A 16,635-nucleotide genomic window follows, 5' to 3' on the forward strand; every position below is an offset into this window, starting at 1 on the left:
GAGCCTCCTGAGCCGCACGCTCAGCCTCGGCCACAGCGTCATCCATATCCTCCAACGTTGTAGCCTGTTCGGCTTTTTCCCTGGCGGCCTTGGCTTTTTTGGCTGCGGTCTGGGCTTCGGTGAGTGCCGCAGTGGCTTTGCTCAACTCGGCGGCGGCTTCGGGGGCTTTGAACACGTCGGCGCTGGCGTCGCTTTGTGCCTGTGCGCTCGACGCTTTGGCGTCTTGCTCGGCTTTTCGGGCCTTGGCCAACTTTTCGGCAGCCTTGCGGGCAGCTGCCGCTTTATCCGCTGCGTCTTTAGCCTCCTGAGCCGCACGCTCAGCCTCGGCCACAGCGTCATCCATATCCTCCAACGTTGTAGCCTGTTCGGCTTTTTCCCTGGCGGCCTTGGCTTTTTTGGCTGCGGTCTGGGCTTCGGTGACTGCCGCAGTGGCTTTGCTCAGCTCGGCGGCGGCTTCTGGGGCTTTGAGCACGTCGGCGCTGGCGTCGATTTTTGCCTGTGCGCTCGACGCGTTGGCTTTTTGCTCGGCTTTTCGAGCCTTGTCCAAACTCCTGTCGGTTTTGCGCTCCACTTCCGTTTTGTTGAATTCGTTTAGTTCTTGCTTGACGGCGTCACAGAAAGCAACATCACCTTGGACGGCGGAGATAATAAGTTTTAAGGTAATATCCTCCAATACGAATTTTCCATGTTCGTTGTATAACCCAGGGTTACAGGCAGCGTCAGTCGGGAAGGTGAGTGTATAACTTGCAATCAATCCTGTGCCTTCAAAGACGTTATAACGTGATTTGTCGGTAAACGTTGGCAGCAGGTCATAGTGCAGTGCAGGTCGGGAGGCTACTGAAATGGCCATGTACTGGTCGACACGCAAATTGGTTTTTATGGCGTCATGTCCCTCCCGCTTACCGGCGTAGAGAAGCGCCAATGCTTCGACGTTTGGCTCCAGCAAGACTGTGCTCGAGGTCTGTCGTAGCATCGCCGACACGGTGTGTAGGCCGATGGCCATTCTGTTGAACTTGGTGAATTCAACATCAAAATCTTCAATGCGTCGCAGATAGTGCCCGGGGAAGTGAGCGTCAAAATGATGAGGGGCTAGTTCGAAATAAATTGTGCCCTTCTCAATGTTTTCTTTGAGTTGAGCCTGGCTCCAGCCCTTTATCTTTCTCAGTGAGACATTCGCGTGGACAATCAGCGGCCGATGACAATCGCGCACGGCAGCCACGTCCATCAGCATCAGGTCGCGCATCAGTGCCTCGCCGGCGAGCATGCCCCGCCAGTTGTCTAGCCAAGCGCCAGGTTTGATCCAAGTGGTCTTGAAATCACCAAGTTCATACTGCAGGCAAGCCTCGGCCATCAGGCACAACGAGAGCGTGGCATCGTAAGCGCTGTTGTAGATCTGCGACAGGCGCTCGATCAGCCAGAGGTAGGTGGTGCGGCTGGGGAATACCGAGGTCATCACCTCGTACTCGGCCTGGTGGGCCTGGCGGGTGGCATTGGTTTCTTGCAGGGCGATGCGGGCGGCTTTGATATGCACCTCCCGTTCGCGCAGTTGATTGTCGAACATCGTGAGTTCGTGGGTGGCCTGATCAACTTCGTACTGCCACTCTTTACGACGCAGTTGGAACGCTAAGTTTTTATCCACGGTATTACTGATGGTCTCGAGTGTTTCAGCGGTTGCTTCGAGCAGATTGGCCAGTGACTCAAAGGTCTCGTTTGGATGGTAGCCTCCATTGGACATGCCAAAAATCGTCGGGATCGCAGCCGCCCCAGAGGCGATTGCATAAGACGGTAATGACACCATGCGTGTTAACCATGATGCTCCCGCTAAACTTATGATCGACTCTTCGAGCCCTTCTACGACACTGTCATCCATCAATTGTCGGTAGTGGCGCAGGCGGTGTTGAACCATTGCTCGGCTTGTCACCACAGTCTCACGCTCGCGCTTGGCCAACTCCAGCGCCTGTTCTTGAAGTTGGTAAGGGAAGTCCAGCAACTTAATCAGGTTGTGCTTGCTGAGCAGCTCAAGCTGCTGGGTCGCTTCGGTCTGGTAGTAGCCCAGCAGGGTCTGCCCCATGCCAATCAGTTGCTGTACCGCCTCCCCGGCGCATTTGCGCACTTCCTCATAACGGCGAGGCGGCACCACCCGGGCTATCCTCGCCTTGCTGCTTTGGTCCTGGTCTGCGTTGCCATGGCCCAAGGCGAGCTGATCGATGACGTCGGGGTCGAGCATGATCGAGGCGGGCTTGCCATCCAGGGTCAGGCCGTGGCGCAGGTTGAACAGGCGATTGCGCAGCAGATTGCGTAGCTCGACCAATTTGTTGTTGAGCGGCGGTGTAAAGGCGCTTGAACGGGCATCGTCCAGCGACGGTGGCTGGGCGGGGGCGCTCGACAGGTTTTCCGGCAGCACACCGATCAGGCGCAGGGCCTTGTCGTAGCACAGCGCCGCCTCGACCAGTGAATCGAGGGTGAGCAGGCGGTACTGGTCGTCACCCTGGCGTTGCCAGTTGCCCACCACGAACAGGTGCAGAGCCTTCTGGTAGCGTTCAGGCTCGGCGTAGGCCAGCAGGTCGGGGTCGTTCGATTGGGCGGCGACAGCATAGCCGACGTCGTCGAGCAGTGCTTGGGTGAGCCAGTACTTCGGTGGGCGATCGCCCTCGGGCACCCAGGTACGGTACGGGTCGAACAGGTAGCGGGTACAGCAGCGCCAGGCCTGGCTGTATTCGCGGTTCTGGCGTTGCAGCCAGGCAAGCAGGAACGGAACGTGGAAGAACAGTTCCCAGAAGTACAGACCGTTGGCACTACGGAAGTCGACGGTGGTACCCGAGCTGCCGGGTTCCAGAGGCGGCTCAGGTAGATGCTGGGCTTTCCACGACAGGGCCTGTTCAACCGACTGGGTGGCCAAGGCTACCAGCTGTTTGCCGAACAAGGTGTTGAGGCGCAAGCTGTCGACTTTAAGTTTGTCCTTTTCATCCGCTTTCGCATTAGCCTCAGTCAGGTCGAGGTAAAGTGCCTGCTGGTCGTTACGCCGGATGAACACGCTAGGCACAGCATCATCTTCTTTGCTGACCAGGGCGTAGACCTCTTCGACAGGCGAGCGGCTCTTCGTCTATCTCTTCATCGAAGACTTCAAGCTTGACCGTGTACTCAGTGATGTCCCGGTTGATCGGGTATTGGCAGAGCATCTGGGACAGGTCATTTTTCAGCAGCTCGTCCTCGAAGACCATGATGTGCGTGGGGTCGAGGTAGAGCAGTATTCTGAGGCAGCTTTCAGGGTGGAAGTGGCGTAGCCGAACAGCAGCTTTTAATAGGTCATCTGGCAAAGTACTGTCTGCCTGCTTGATTTCTTCGGCTTCTTTGTCGATAAAGGCGGTGATGGCGTCGGCCGCCTTGCTGTGAATTGATTTTCGAGCCATGGCGATCGCTTCGCCGTAGGCCAGGCGGCTTTGGTCATTGGTGCCCTCGGTTATCCCGAGCTGTGAGTTGTATTCAGATAGCGTGGTGTAGCGGGTTTTCAATAGCGCTTTTTTTAACGCGTTGAAGAGGGGCAGGTTTGCGCTGGCGAGCGTTTTTAGTTGGCTCAGAACTGGAGTATCGAGTTGTTGTGAGTCTTTGTTGGGTAAGGTCCAGGTTGGATGGGATGCATTGAGGGGCGTGATGGTTAGTCTGGATGATATTTGCGTTAGTTGCGTTTCATTTCCTGTGTTAAATGTGAGGTGGGCATACGTGACGTCTTTGTAGTCCAAACCCTCTGTCATCTCGACTTCATTGATGGACCAGTGTATATGGCTTTTCTTTGTAATGCTTTGAGCGTCCTCTATAGAGAGGATGGCTCTAAATTCTTGTTGCCCAAGATGTTCTCCAAGGTTAATGGTGAGTAGTTCATAGAAATGCATGTAGAACTCGTCTAAAATTTCTCCGAGGAGGATTGCTATTTTTTTAACTGGGTCAGTTTTTCTTGATAGGCGGGTTGCTTTTATGATGCATTCGCGCTGTTTTGTGTTTCCCTCTATTTTGGCGAGTTGGAGTAAAAGAGTTGCGATATTGCCATGGGTCTTATCGTTAAGTGTAAATGGCTCTGAGGTGTGGAGTATAATAGGTAGCCAGGTATTCTGCATCTTTGCCGTCATTTCGATGCGCTTCTGGTTGGGGGGAAATTGCGCTGAAAAATCTATTTCCCCTATAGGTGCAATATTGTATTTATTCGCCAACTTGCTCTCTGGTGCAGTTCTACTCCACGTGTGCTGCTTCTTGGTATCTGTCTTCGGTTTCAGATCAATTAATGGGCCTGTGTACGGATGCTGAACCGTCCGTGGGTCATGGAACAGTGTCAACCAATTAGTCGCCAAATTCTTTTGAATGGTTTTTTCGTCGTTGCCTATGTCGAGTGACCTGTTTTCCAGTAACAATAGGTCCTTCATTACAATGAAAGAGGCGGCATTTTCTTTAGCGTTTGGGGAGGCGTCGAACAATAAAACGGTTAGCCATGGGTCATCCAGGCGATCACCTTCAATATTCACCATTACCATCAGGCCAGGTTTGAAATCTTTAGTTTTCAGGTAATCATTGGGTTTCGGTGTCTCATTGGGTTTCGGTGTGTCTTCGGCCTGCGTGTCATCGCCGGCGATTAAGGTGAATGTTCCATTGCCATCTTTCCCATCCAGGCATATCAATTCATTGGCAGGGGTCCACATACCGTCGGTCTGCTGGTAGCTGAAATAAACCCGTAGCGCGTAGTAGGGGCTAGGTTTACTGTCTTCGCCCATGATCGCGGTGGCGTCGCGTTCCACCCAAACGGCATAGCGACGCCCTGCGATAACGACCGGACGGACCAGATCGATATGCTCACGCGAGTCGTTCTCAAGCAGTTTTTGCTCTGCGGCGTTATCGATAAAAAACTGTTTCTCTTTCGCGTCTTCTTCATCAGCCTTTCCCTGTCCTTTTACGTAAACCAGCGTTTTGGGCAGTGGTGTCACCGCCATCTGCCCGCTGACCGTCAAGGTGATCTTTTCCCACTCGCTCCACGCCAGCATGCTGGGCGCGCGCTGCTTGTCGAGTTGTTTCATATCCAGCGTGCGCCAGTAATACTCGGTAGGCTCCACGTTGGTCTTGCCGATGAAATGGTAGGTATCGGTCAACGGTGAAGTACCGTCGGCATACACCGAAATCGGCTGGATATTGCTGACTGTCTCAAAGCTGCTGAGGTAACCCAGCATCGCTATCTGCACGTCATCCGCCGTGCATTTGCCTTGGGCGAGTGCAGTTTCCAGATCCTTGAACGCGGTGGTCTTGCGCTGGCGACGGGTGGGGTCGATGAAGTTTTGCGGCTCGTTATGCGCGTCCTTGCGCAGCTTCCAGCGTTCGTAGCTGCTGCTGAAGGTTTCCCACTCGTCACGCTCCTCTTCGCTGATCTCGGTGTTGCGGTAGCCGTTTTCCAGGTTCGAGTGAATCTGATGCAGGTAGCGCTGCAGGCTGGCGGTGGCCGAGAGCGTACGGGTGGTTAGTGGTTCATGGGACACCTGAAGGTCGATCAGCAGGTAGTCGGCCAGGGTCTGCGGGCTGCTGATCCAGCCACGCGCGGCTTCCTTGGGCACCCAGTTGACGATCATCCATTGCATCAGCGCGTCGCGCCAGGCCAGGCTCAGTTGTGCGTCGAGCGCTTTGCGCTGTTTGTTGGAGCAGCCTTTGCGCAGGGCGACGGCTGCTTGCTCGAAGGGCGCGTACTCCTTGGCCTTGGGAAGTGTGCCCAGTTCGAGCAGGGTGTCTACCGCCAGGCGGTGCTTGTTCGCCTGTTCCAGCAGGCGCAGTAGCCGATCGAGTTCACTCAACGTCGAGGGCGGCGCGATGCCTGCCAGGGCGCTGAGCGCGCCGCTGGGTTGGTCGAGCAGCCGTTCGAGTTCGCTCCAGGCCTGGTCGACCCGGGAGCCTTCAAGTGGGCCGTTGGTCTGCGTGTCGAACTCGGCCAGGTAGTGCAAGACATGGGGCTCGCCATAGCCCTGTGCCAGGCTGGCCAGCAGCGCCTTGTAGCGACTGAGTTGATAGACGGTGGTGAGGTCGAGGGGGCGCCAGGTGTTCTTCTTCTTGCCCTCCAGGTTGAACCAGCCAGGGTTCAGCGAGACTTGCTGGAGCAGGGCGGCGCTGAGCTTGAACAGCTTCACCACCTCGCTCAGGCGCTGCAGCGTGGACCACTGAAGATAGTCGCTGGCCGTGAAGCAGCTGAGTGGTGTGGCGCCTTGGGCACTTTGCTGGGCAATGGCTTCGATCCTGTCAGCAAGCGCCTTGGCGTCGACCTTGGCCCAACGCAGCAGGGGTTCCACCAGATTGTCGGCGTCAAGGCCAAGCGCAGTGCGCAGTGCCAGGTGCAAGGCGTCGGGGCTCTGAGCAAGGCCGGGTTTGAATGCAGTTTCCCATGCCCTCGAAGTGTACGGGGCTTGTCGACTCAGGACCCTGGCTAATCGCTGGGTATCCAGCCCCTGCTGCTGTACCCACTCCATGGCATGGGCCACGCCGGCGATCACGTCGACGATGTCTGCCTTACCGGCTTCCCCCAGCAGGCTCGGTTTGCCGGCCAGTTGCTGATGGTAGACGGGTTGCTCCTCCATCAATAGCTCGAGCAGGCACAGCCCTTGCTGGGTCGAGGTGCCGAACAGGCGTGCCAGGGCAACGATCCGGTAGCAGGCCGAAACCACCGCCAATGACCGCGTTGGCTTGGCCAGCCCTTGGGCGCTGGTGACCCAGCGGAGGATGACGCGCAAAAAGGCGTTGTCCACGTTCAGTGCCAGGCAGAGCTGTTTTACGGTCAGCCCGTCGCTAGCACTGGTGGCCAGGGGATCGAACTCGCTGTCGTCGAGGCACAATACGGGGGCTGCGGGATTGGCATCGTCACCGTTGGCTGGAGCAAACAACTGGTCGTAGAACGACACCTGGCGGTCAGTGGCGTAGGGCGAGATCGCATCGAGGAATGCGGCATATTGCCAAGGGGTGACCCGGTATTTGTGTTGTAGATGACGGAACATACCCAGGGCGCGCAGGGTGTTTTCGGTCAGGTGGTAGGCGGTCTGCTGGCCCTCGGCACGCAGCGCAGCCATGACCAGGCCATCGCACTCCGCGGCGTTCAGGCCCAGGGCACGCTGCACGCGCAGGATGCGTTGCATGCGGTCCAGGTGCGCGTCCGTGAGGCCGGTGATGACCACGGTCTTCTTCGTCGACGGCTGCGCTGGCTGCGATTCGGTGAGCGATAGTGGCGTCGCGCCATTGTTGATGAATGCCGCGCCATGCACCGCGCTCGATGCCACGGCTGCCGAGCTGACATGGGCGCTGCGGTTCACTGCGGTTTTACCCTCACCGACAGCGTTGACGGCCAACAGCTGGCGCAGCTCGCGACGCGTAAGCCCCAGAGCCTTGGCCATTTTCCGTGTGGTATCGACGGACGTCAGTGCGAGGCTGTCCTGGCCATTTTTGCTCAGCAGCACTGCCTGCAGTTGGGGGGCGAAGCCGTTGCTCAGGGTGGTGGCGGAGCGCTGGGCAGCCTGCGTGAGGTTGTCGAAGGTGAAGCTGGGGTAGGTTGCATGGGCGCTGCTCAACACATCCCAGAGCGGCATGTGTTTGGCTGCCAGCGTGGCCTTGATCGATTCCCAGGCAGCGTGGTAGGGCACGTTGGCGTTATACAGCCCCTTGGCTACCATCGCCTGCAGCGTTTGCTTGGCCGTCAAGGCCTCTTTGGCACGGCTCTCTAGCAGGCCGAGGGCCAGGCGAACCTTGGGCAGGATTTTGCGGCTGTTCTTGTCGTCGAGCGTCAACGCCAGCAGGTCGGGGCGCCGCTTGAGCAGGGTGATCGGCGCGCTGATCTTCGCCCGCACCTCGAATGCCTGGATCAACTCCTTGAGATGCACCAGATAGGCCAGCCGGCTATTGTTGGCCATCAGCGCCCCGGGTGCGCAGCGGGTCTGCTCGTCCGGGAACAGACGCATGTAGGTGGCGGCATCATTTTTTTCGGCGGGGAGGGTGCCAGCGGCTGGTGAGGTGAGTTCGTTCATCGCCTGAATCCTTTGCAAACGAATAGGGGCAGGGGGGGCAGGCACAGTCCCTGCTGTGTGCATGAGGGGATGAGCAGACGCTACGCCTGGGAGGGAACTGGCGCACCTGGCAGAATTACTAGGTGCTGTGAGCTAGGTTTTACTGCTTGAGGAGCAGGGCTTACGGGTAAGCGTTGGCTTTTTCGCGGGCAAGCCCACTCCCACAGGGGCCTGCGCTGGTTTTGCGGTTGTGGTGAGCCTGTGGGAGTGGGGCTGTCTGGCGGGGCGAGGATTGGGCTAGCGGTGTGAGGTACCAGGCGGTTTACTCACGGCGGCGCTCAAGGCAGTGACCAAGGTATCGATCGTGGTGCGGGGGGGGACGCTTGTTCTCGTTCCGCGCGGGTGAGCAACTCATCCATGCTGGGTTCTCCTGTTGTTGTTCGAGAGAACCCATCATCGGAACCTGGCGCGATTGCCGCTACTGGCAGAATTATCAGGCCGTTGGTCTATCCTTTGGCTTTCACCGGCGGCTCCTGGCTCGGCGGGTCACCCACGGTTGGCGGCACGGTCGGCTTGATCGGCAGCTCGTCCGGCTCCTGTTCGGGCACCGGCGGCGGCAAGCTGGGGTCGTCGATGTTCGGATCGGGAGTTTCCGGTGGAATGGGAATGTTCATCGCCTGTCCTCGCTGAGGTGTTCAGAGGGTGTAGAGGCTTTGATCCGGGCCTGCGCCATTCGCTCAATTTTTTTGAACCCCTCCCGCGTCCGACGGCTCTGAACCCTTACCGCCATCGCCAACAGGGAGCACAGTCCGATGTCTCGCAGCGAGCCCTTCGAAAGCGTACCCATGGCCAACGACCACCCCGAACAGGCCATCAGCCTGTCGCAGGCGCTGCTGGCGCCACGTTTGGTGATCGAAAACACAAGCCCGGTGCTCGACGGTGGCACCTTCGCCGCCAAGGCCATCAGCGGCCAGCCGGTGCAAGTCAGCAGCAAGGTCTACAGCGACGGCCACGACCAGTTGATGGTGGTGCTGCACTGGCGCGAGGCCAACAGTCGACACTGGCACGGCGTGCCGATGCAGGCGGCGGGTAACGACCTGTGGCTGGCCGAGTTCACGCCTGTCCAGCTTGGCTTGCACCTGTTCAGTATCGAGGCCTGGATCGATCCGTTCGCCACCTATTGCCATGACCTTGAAAAGAAGTACCACGCCGGGGTCGAGGTCAAACTAGAGCTGGAGGAGGGCAGGTTATTGCTGGGCAAGGGCGCAGAGCGCAGCGAGGGGCTGCTACGCGAAGCGATCGTGGCGCTGCAATCGCGCTTGTCTGAGCTGCCGGCGGACGAGCAGGTCGCCCTGCTGCTGGACGCCGAGACCGCGCGGCTGATGATCGAGGCCGAACACCGCAGCTACCTGACCCGCAGCGCCGAGTTTCCCCTCGATGTCGATCGACCGGCAGCGCAGTTCGCCAGTTGGTACGAGCTGTTCCCGCGTTCGATCACTGATGACCCTGAGCGCCATGGCACCTTCAATGATGTCCACCAGCGCCTGCCGATGATCCGCGACATGGGCTTTGACGTGTTGTATTTCCCGCCCATCCATCCAATTGGCAAGAAGCACCGCAAGGGCCGCAATAATGCCCTGCAAGCCGAACCCAGCGATCCCGGCAGCCCTTACGCCATTGGTAGCCCCGAGGGCGGCCACGATGCCATTCACCCTGAGCTGGGCACCCGCGAGGACTTCCGCCGGCTGGTGGCGGCTGCCGCTGAGCATGGCCTGGAGATCGCCCTTGACTTCGCCATCCAGTGCTCGCAAGACCACCCCTGGCTGATCGAGCACCCCGGCTGGTTCAGCTGGCGTCCCGATGGCAGCATCCGCTATGCAGAGAATCCACCGAAAAAGTACCAGGACATCGTCAACGTCGACTTCTATGCCGCCGAGGCGGTGCCCTCGCTGTGGCTGGCGCTGCGTGACGTGGTGGTCGGCTGGGTCGAGGAGGGCGTGAAGACCTTCCGCGTCGACAACCCGCACACCAAACCGCTGCCGTTCTGGCAATGGCTGATCGCCAATGTGCGCAGCCAGCACCCGGAGGTGATCTTCCTCGCCGAGGCCTTTACCAAGCCTGCGATGATGGCGCGGCTGGGCAAGGTCGGCTACGCGCAGAGCTACACCTATTTCACCTGGCGCAATACCAAGCAGGAGTTGCGCGAGTATTTCGAGGAGCTCAACCAGCCGCCGTGGAGCCAGTGCTACCGGCCGAACTTCTTCGTCAATACCCCGGATATCAACCCATTCTTCCTGCAGAGCTCCGGGCGTGCCGGGTTTCTCATTCGCGCAGCGCTGGCGACCATGGGTTCGGGCCTGTGGGGCATGTATTCAGGCTTTGAGCTGTGCGAAGCCGCGGCGATTCCGGGCAAGGAGGAGTACCTCGATTCGGAGAAGTACGAAATCCGCCCGCGTGATTTCACCGCCCCCGGCAACATCGTCGCCGAGATCGCCCAGCTCAATCGCATTCGCCGGCAGAACCGGGCCTTGCAGACCCATCTGGGGGTGGCGTTCTTCAACTGTTGGAACGACAACATCCTGTATTTCGCCAAACGCACGCCGGAGCGGGACAACTTCATTCTGGTGGCCATCAGCCTCGATCCGCACAACGTGCAGGAGGCGAGCTTCGAGTTGCCGCTGTGGGAGCTGGGGTTGGACGACGATGCCGACACCCTGGGGGAAGATTTGATGAATGGGCATCGCTGGACCTGGCATGGCAAGACCCAGTGGATGCGGATTGATCCTGGTTATCAGCCGTTTGGTATCTGGCGGATCGAGAAAGCCGAGTGACCTTGAGGTTGTGGGGCTGCTTTGCAGCCCATCGCAGGCAAGCCATCGCCTACAAGCACCGCGCGAACCTGTAGGCGCTGGCTTGCCTGCGATGGGGTGCGAAGCAGCCCCAATCCAGCCAACCCCATCTCACGAAATAATCTAGGACAGCAAGGAGTCGCACATGGCCAAGCGTTCCCGCCCAGCAGCCTTCATCGACGATCCGCTCTGGTACAAGGACGCGGTGATCTATCAACTGCACATCAAGTCGTTCTTCGATTCCAACAACGACGGCATCGGTGATTTCGCAGGTTTGATCAGCAAGCTCGACTACATCGCCGAACTGGGTGTCAACACCCTCTGGCTGTTGCCGTTCTACCCCTCGCCACGGCGCGACGATGGCTATGACATCGCCGAGTACAAAGCCGTGCACCCCGACTACGGCAGCATGGCCGACGCCAAGCGCTTCATCGCCGAGGCGCACAAGCGTGGACTGCGAGTGATCACGGAGCTGGTGATCAACCACACCTCCGACCAGCACCCCTGGTTCCAAAAGGCTCGCCACGCCAAGCGCGGCAGCAAGGCGCGGGATTTCTACGTGTGGTCGGACGACGACCAGAAATACGACGGCACGCGGATCATCTTCCTCGACACCGAGAAATCCAACTGGACCTGGGACCCGGTCGCCGGCCAGTACTTCTGGCACCGCTTCTATTCGCACCAGCCGGATCTGAACTTCGACAACCCGCAGGTAATGAAGGCGGTGATCGATGTCATGCGCTATTGGCTCGACATCGGCGTCGACGGCCTGCGCCTGGACGCCATTCCGTACCTGATCGAGCGCGACGGCACCAATAACGAAAACCTGCCCGAGACCCATGGGGTGCTCAAGGCCATTCGCGCCGAGATCGACGCCAACTACCCCGACCGCATGCTGCTGGCCGAGGCCAACCAGTGGCCTGAAGACACCCGGCCGTATTTTGGCGAGGGCGATGGCGACGAGTGCCACATGGCCTTTCACTTCCCGCTGATGCCGCGCATGTACATGGCGCTGGCCATGGAAGACCGCTTCCCGATCACCGACATCCTGCGCCAGACCCCGGAGATCCCCGCCAACTGCCAGTGGGCGATCTTTTTGCGCAACCACGATGAGCTGACCCTGGAGATGGTCACCGACCGCGAGCGCGACTACCTGTGGAACTACTACGCCGAAGACCGCCGCGCGCGGATCAACCTCGGCATCCGCCGGCGCCTGGCGCCGCTGCTGCAGCGCGACCGGCGGCGCATCGAGCTGCTGACCAGCCTGCTGCTGTCGATGCCTGGCACGCCAACCTTGTACTACGGCGATGAGCTGGGCATGGGCGACAACATCTATCTGGGCGATCGCGATGGTGTGCGCACGCCGATGCAGTGGTCACCTGATCGCAACGGTGGCTTCTCCCGCGCCGACCCGCAGCGCCTGGTGCTGCCGCCGATCATGGACCCGCTGTACGGTTACCAGACGGTCAACGTCGAAGCCCAGTCGCACGACCCGCATTCGCTGCTCAACTGGAACCGCCGCCTGCTGGCGGTGCGCAACCAGCAGAAGGCCTTTGGCCGTGGTACGTTGAAGATGCTCACGCCGAGCAACCGGCGCATCCTCGCCTATATTCGCGAGTACACCGACGCCAATGGCAACAGCGAAATCATCCTGTGTGTCGCCAACGTTTCCCGCGCAGCCCAGGCCGCAGAGCTTGAGCTGTCGCAGTACGCCGACAAGGTGCCGGTGGAGATGCTCGGCGGCAGCGCTTTCCCGCCGATTGGCCAACTGCCGTTCCTGCTGACCCTGGCGCCGTATGGCTTCTACTGGTTCTTGCTGGCCAGCCGCGATCGCATGCCCAGCTGGCACGTCGAGCCCACCGAGGGCCTGCCGGAGCTGACCACGCTGGTGCTGCGCAAACGCATGGAAGAGCTGCTCGAAGCGCCTTCGATCGACACCCTGCAAGGCGCGATCCTGCCGCAGTACCTGCCCAAGCGGCGCTGGTTCGCCGGCAAGGAAGGGCCGCTCGATCAAGTACGCCTGAGTTACGGCGTGCGCCTGGCCACGGCGACCACGCCGGTGCTGCTCAGCGAGCTGGAAGTGATTAGCGATGGCGTGGCCAATTACTATCAGCTGCCGTTCGGCTTCCTCCCCGAGGAGCAGATCAACACCGCGCTGCCGCAGCAACTGGCATTGTCGCGGGTGCGCCGTGGCCGCCAGGTCGGGTTGATCACCGATGCGTTCGTGCTGGAGCCGTTCATTCGTGCGGTGCTGCGCAACTGCCAGGACGGCACCCGGCTGCCCAGCAGTGCTGGCGAGCTGCGTTTTGAGAGCACCGACTTGCTGGCGCCGCTTGAGCTCAACGAGGACAGCGAAGTGCGCTATCTGAGCGCCGAGCAGTCCAACAGTTCGGTGGTGATCGCTGATCGGGTGGTGCTCAAGCTGATCCGGCGGGTCAACCCCGGCATTCACCCGGAGCTGGAGATGAGCGCCTACCTGACCGCTGGCGGCTTTGCCAATATCTCGCCGCTGCTGGCCTGGGTCAGCCGGGTCGACGCGCACGATCAGCCGAACCTGCTGATGATCGCCCAGGGCTACCTGAGCAACCAGGGCGATGCCTGGGCCTGGACCCAGAACACCCTGGAGCGGGCGATCCGCGATGAGATGGAGCCCGATAGCGTCGAAGCCGAAGCGCACACCAACGCCTTGGCTGAGCTGAACGGCTTTGCCACCTTGCTCGGCCAGCGCCTGGGTGAAATGCACCTGCTGCTCGCCGCCGCTACTGACGATGCAGCGTTCAAACCCCGCGCCAGTACCAGCGAGGACAGCGTGCGCTGGAGCCAGCAGATCAGCGCCGAACTCAGCCATGCGCTGGACCTGCTGGTGCAGCACCGCGACAGCCTCGATCGCGACAGCCAGGCCTTGGTCGACGATTTGCAGCAGCAACGCGATGGCCTGGCCAAGCACATCGACAACCTCGCCCAGCAGGCCCAAGGGGGCTTGTTGATGCGGGTGCATGGCGACTTGCACCTGGGCCAGGTACTGGTGGTGCAGGGCGATGCCTACCTGATCGACTTCGAAGGCGAACCGGCGCGCCCGCTAGACGAGCGGCGGGCCAAACACAGCCCGTACAAAGATGTCAGCGGCGTGTTGCGATCCTTCGACTATGCTGCTGCGATGATCCTGCGCAGCGCCTCGGCGGTAGACCTCTCCGACGCCGCTCGCCAGGCTCGTCAGCGGGTCGCAAGGCAGTACCTGCACCAGTCGCGCCATGCCTTCGTTCAAGCCTACGGCCTGGCCACCGCCGCCATGCCCCACGCCTGGGAACAGGCCGAGGGCGAGCGCGCCGCATTGGAACTGTTCTGCCTGGAAAAAGCTGCCTACGAGATTACCTATGAAGCCGAGAATCGGCCGACGTGGCTGGCCGTGCCTTTGCATGGCCTGCATGGACTGATCAGCACTTGGGGAGAGTCATGAATGAACGCAACCACGCGTGAAAACGGCGGACTTCGGCAACGGGACATCGACGCCCTGGCCCGCGCCGAGCACGCCGATCCATTTGCCGTGCTCGGCCCGCACCCGGACGGTGCGGGCGGCGTGTTCGTACGCGCCTTTTTGCCCAATGCCTTGAATGCCAAGGTGCTGGCGCGTGACGACGGCCGCGTGCTGGCCGACATGCACCAGGGCAGCCTGCCGGGCTTGTTCACGGCCCATCTCGATCAGGCCCAGCCTTATCAGCTGCAGGTGGCTTGGGCCGGTGGCGAGCAAGTCACCGAAGACCCCTACAGCTTTGGCCCGCAATTGGGCGAGATGGACATGTACCTGTTCGCCGAGGGCAACCACCGCGACCTGTCCGGGCGCTTTGGCGCGCAGCCGACCCAGGTCGACGGCATCGACGGCGTGCTGTTCTCGGTATGGGCGCCGAATGCCAAGCGGGTCTCGGTGGTCGGCGATTTCAACAACTGGGACGGCCGCCGCCACCCCATGCGCCTGCGCCACAACGCCGGGGTGTGGGAGCTGTTCGTGCCGCGCCTGGGCGTGGGCGAGGCCTACAAGTACGAAGTACTCGGCCGCGAGGGTGTGCTGCCACTCAAGGCCGACCCGCTGGCGCGGGCCACCGAACTGCCGCCGAGCACCGCCTCGAAAGTGGCAGGGCCGCTTGCCCATGAGTGGCGCGATCAGCAGTGGATGGAGCAGCGCGCCCAACGTCATGCCTACAACGCGCCGCTGTCGATCTACGAGCTGCACGTCGGCTCCTGGCGCTGCGAGCTGGACGATGGCGGTGAAGTGGCGCGCTTCTACAACTGGCGTGAGCTGGCCGAGCGCCTGGTGCCCTACGTGCAGGAGCTGGGCTTCACCCATATCGAAATGCTGCCGATCATGGAGCATCCGTTTGGTGGCTCCTGGGGCTATCAGCCGCTGTCGCTGTTTGCGCCAACCTCGCGCTATGGCAGCGCCGAAGACTTCGCCGCTTTCATCGATGCCTGCCACCAGGGGGGGATCGGCGTGATCCTCGATTGGGTGCCGGCGCATTTCCCTACCGATGAACATGGCCTGGCGCGATTCGACGGCACCGCGCTGTACGAATACGACAACCCCCTGGAAGGCTTCCACCAGGACTGGAACACGCTGATCTACAACCTGGGTCGCAATGAGGTGCGCGGCTTCATGCTGGCCTCGGCGCTGCACTGGCTCAAGCACTTCCACATCGATGGTTTGCGCGTCGATGCAGTGGCCTCGATGCTCTACCGCGACTATTCACGCAAGGCCGGCGAGTGGGTGCCCAATCGCCATGGCGGGCGGGAAAACCTCGAAGCCATCGATTTCCTGCGCCACCTCAATGGCATCGTCAGCCACGAAGCCCCCGGCGCGCTGATCATCGCTGAAGAGTCGACCGCCTGGCCTGGGGTCAGCCAACCGACCCAGCAGGGCGGCCTGGGCTTTGCCTACAAGTGGAACATGGGCTGGATGCACGACACCCTGCATTACATCCAGAACGATCCGGTGCACCGCGCCCATCATCACAACGAGATGAGCTTCGGCCTGATCTACGCCTATTCCGAGCATTTCATCCTGCCCATCTCCCATGATGAAGTGGTGCACGGCAAGCATTCGCTGATCGACAAGATGCCCGGCGATCGCTGGCAGAAGTTCGCCAACCTACGCGCCTACCTGACCTTCATGTGGACTCACCCCGGCAAGAAGTTGCTGTTCATGGGCTGCGAGTTTGGCCAGTGGCGCGAGTGGAACCATGATCATCAGCTCGATTGGTACTTGCTGCAGTACTCCGAGCACAAAGGCGTGCAGCAGTTGGTCAGCGACCTGAACCGGCTGTATCGCCAGTTGCCGGCGCTGCATGAACAAGACTGCCAGCCCCAGGGCTTCCAGTGGTTGATTGGCGACGATGCGCACAACAGCGTGTTCGCCTGGTTGCGCTGGAGCAGCACCGGCGAGCCGCTGCTGGTGGTGGCCAACTTCACCCCGGTGCCGCGCGAGGGCTATCGGATTGGCGTGCCGTTTGGCGAGCGCTGGGAAGAGTTGCTCAACAGTGATGCGCAGATGTATGCCGGATCCAACGTGGGCAACCTCGGGGCGGTGGCCAGTGAGGCCATGCCCAGCCACGGCCAGCCATTGTCGTTGGCCCTGAACCTGCCGCCGCTTGGCGTCCTGGTCATGAAGCCAGCCTAACCGTGGGAGCGGGCTTGCCCCGCGATAGCATCAGCAGCCTCAATTGGGGGGGCTGATCTGGCGCTATCGCGGGGCAAGCCCGCTCCCACGAGGCGGTGTAGCACATGGT

General features: G+C 60.5%; 5 protein-coding genes and 1 pseudogene. 3 read left to right on the forward strand and 3 right to left on the reverse strand.

Going from position 1 to position 16,635, the window contains the following annotated elements:
• The 3 genes and pseudogenes from OIU19_RS02500 to OIU19_RS02510 all read right to left on the reverse strand — a co-directional run.
• Positions 1-3,043: pseudogene (locus tag OIU19_RS02500) on the reverse strand (hypothetical protein); the annotation flags it as partial.
• A 4-nt stretch (positions 3,044-3,047) separates the two neighbouring features.
• Positions 3,048-8,030, reverse strand: coding sequence for a neuraminidase-like domain-containing protein (locus OIU19_RS02505; protein WP_264233114.1), 4,983 nt, complete (start codon positions 8,028-8,030; stop codon positions 3,048-3,050).
• Positions 8,031-8,515: 485 nt separating this feature from the next.
• Entirely contained in the window at positions 8,516-8,683 is a 168-nt protein-coding gene (locus OIU19_RS02510) for a hypothetical protein (RefSeq protein ID WP_264233115.1), read from the reverse strand.
• 138 nt (positions 8,684-8,821) lie between these two features.
• On the opposite strand from OIU19_RS02510, the gene OIU19_RS02515 reads away from it, so the two are divergent.
• The 3 genes from OIU19_RS02515 to glgB all read left to right on the forward strand — a co-directional run bounded on the left by OIU19_RS02515 (position 8,822) and on the right by glgB (position 16,526).
• A complete protein-coding gene (locus tag OIU19_RS02515) occupies positions 8,822-10,840 on the forward strand; it encodes an alpha-1,4-glucan--maltose-1-phosphate maltosyltransferase (protein ID WP_264233116.1) in 2,019 nt (672 codons plus the stop codon).
• 163 nt (positions 10,841-11,003) lie between these two features.
• Positions 11,004-14,315 (forward strand): maltose alpha-D-glucosyltransferase, encoded by a 3,312-nt coding sequence (gene treS, locus OIU19_RS02520; RefSeq protein ID WP_264233117.1) that lies wholly within the window; start codon positions 11,004-11,006, stop codon positions 14,313-14,315.
• Positions 14,316-16,526, forward strand: a complete 2,211-nt coding sequence (gene glgB / locus OIU19_RS02525) for a 1,4-alpha-glucan branching protein GlgB (protein ID WP_264233118.1) — start codon at positions 14,316-14,318, stop codon at positions 16,524-16,526.
• Positions 16,527-16,635 lie beyond the last annotated feature (109 nt).

Source organism: Pseudomonas sp. BT-42-2 (assembly GCF_025847435.2).
Taxonomy (GTDB): domain Bacteria; phylum Pseudomonadota; class Gammaproteobacteria; order Pseudomonadales; family Pseudomonadaceae; genus Aquipseudomonas; species Aquipseudomonas urmiensis.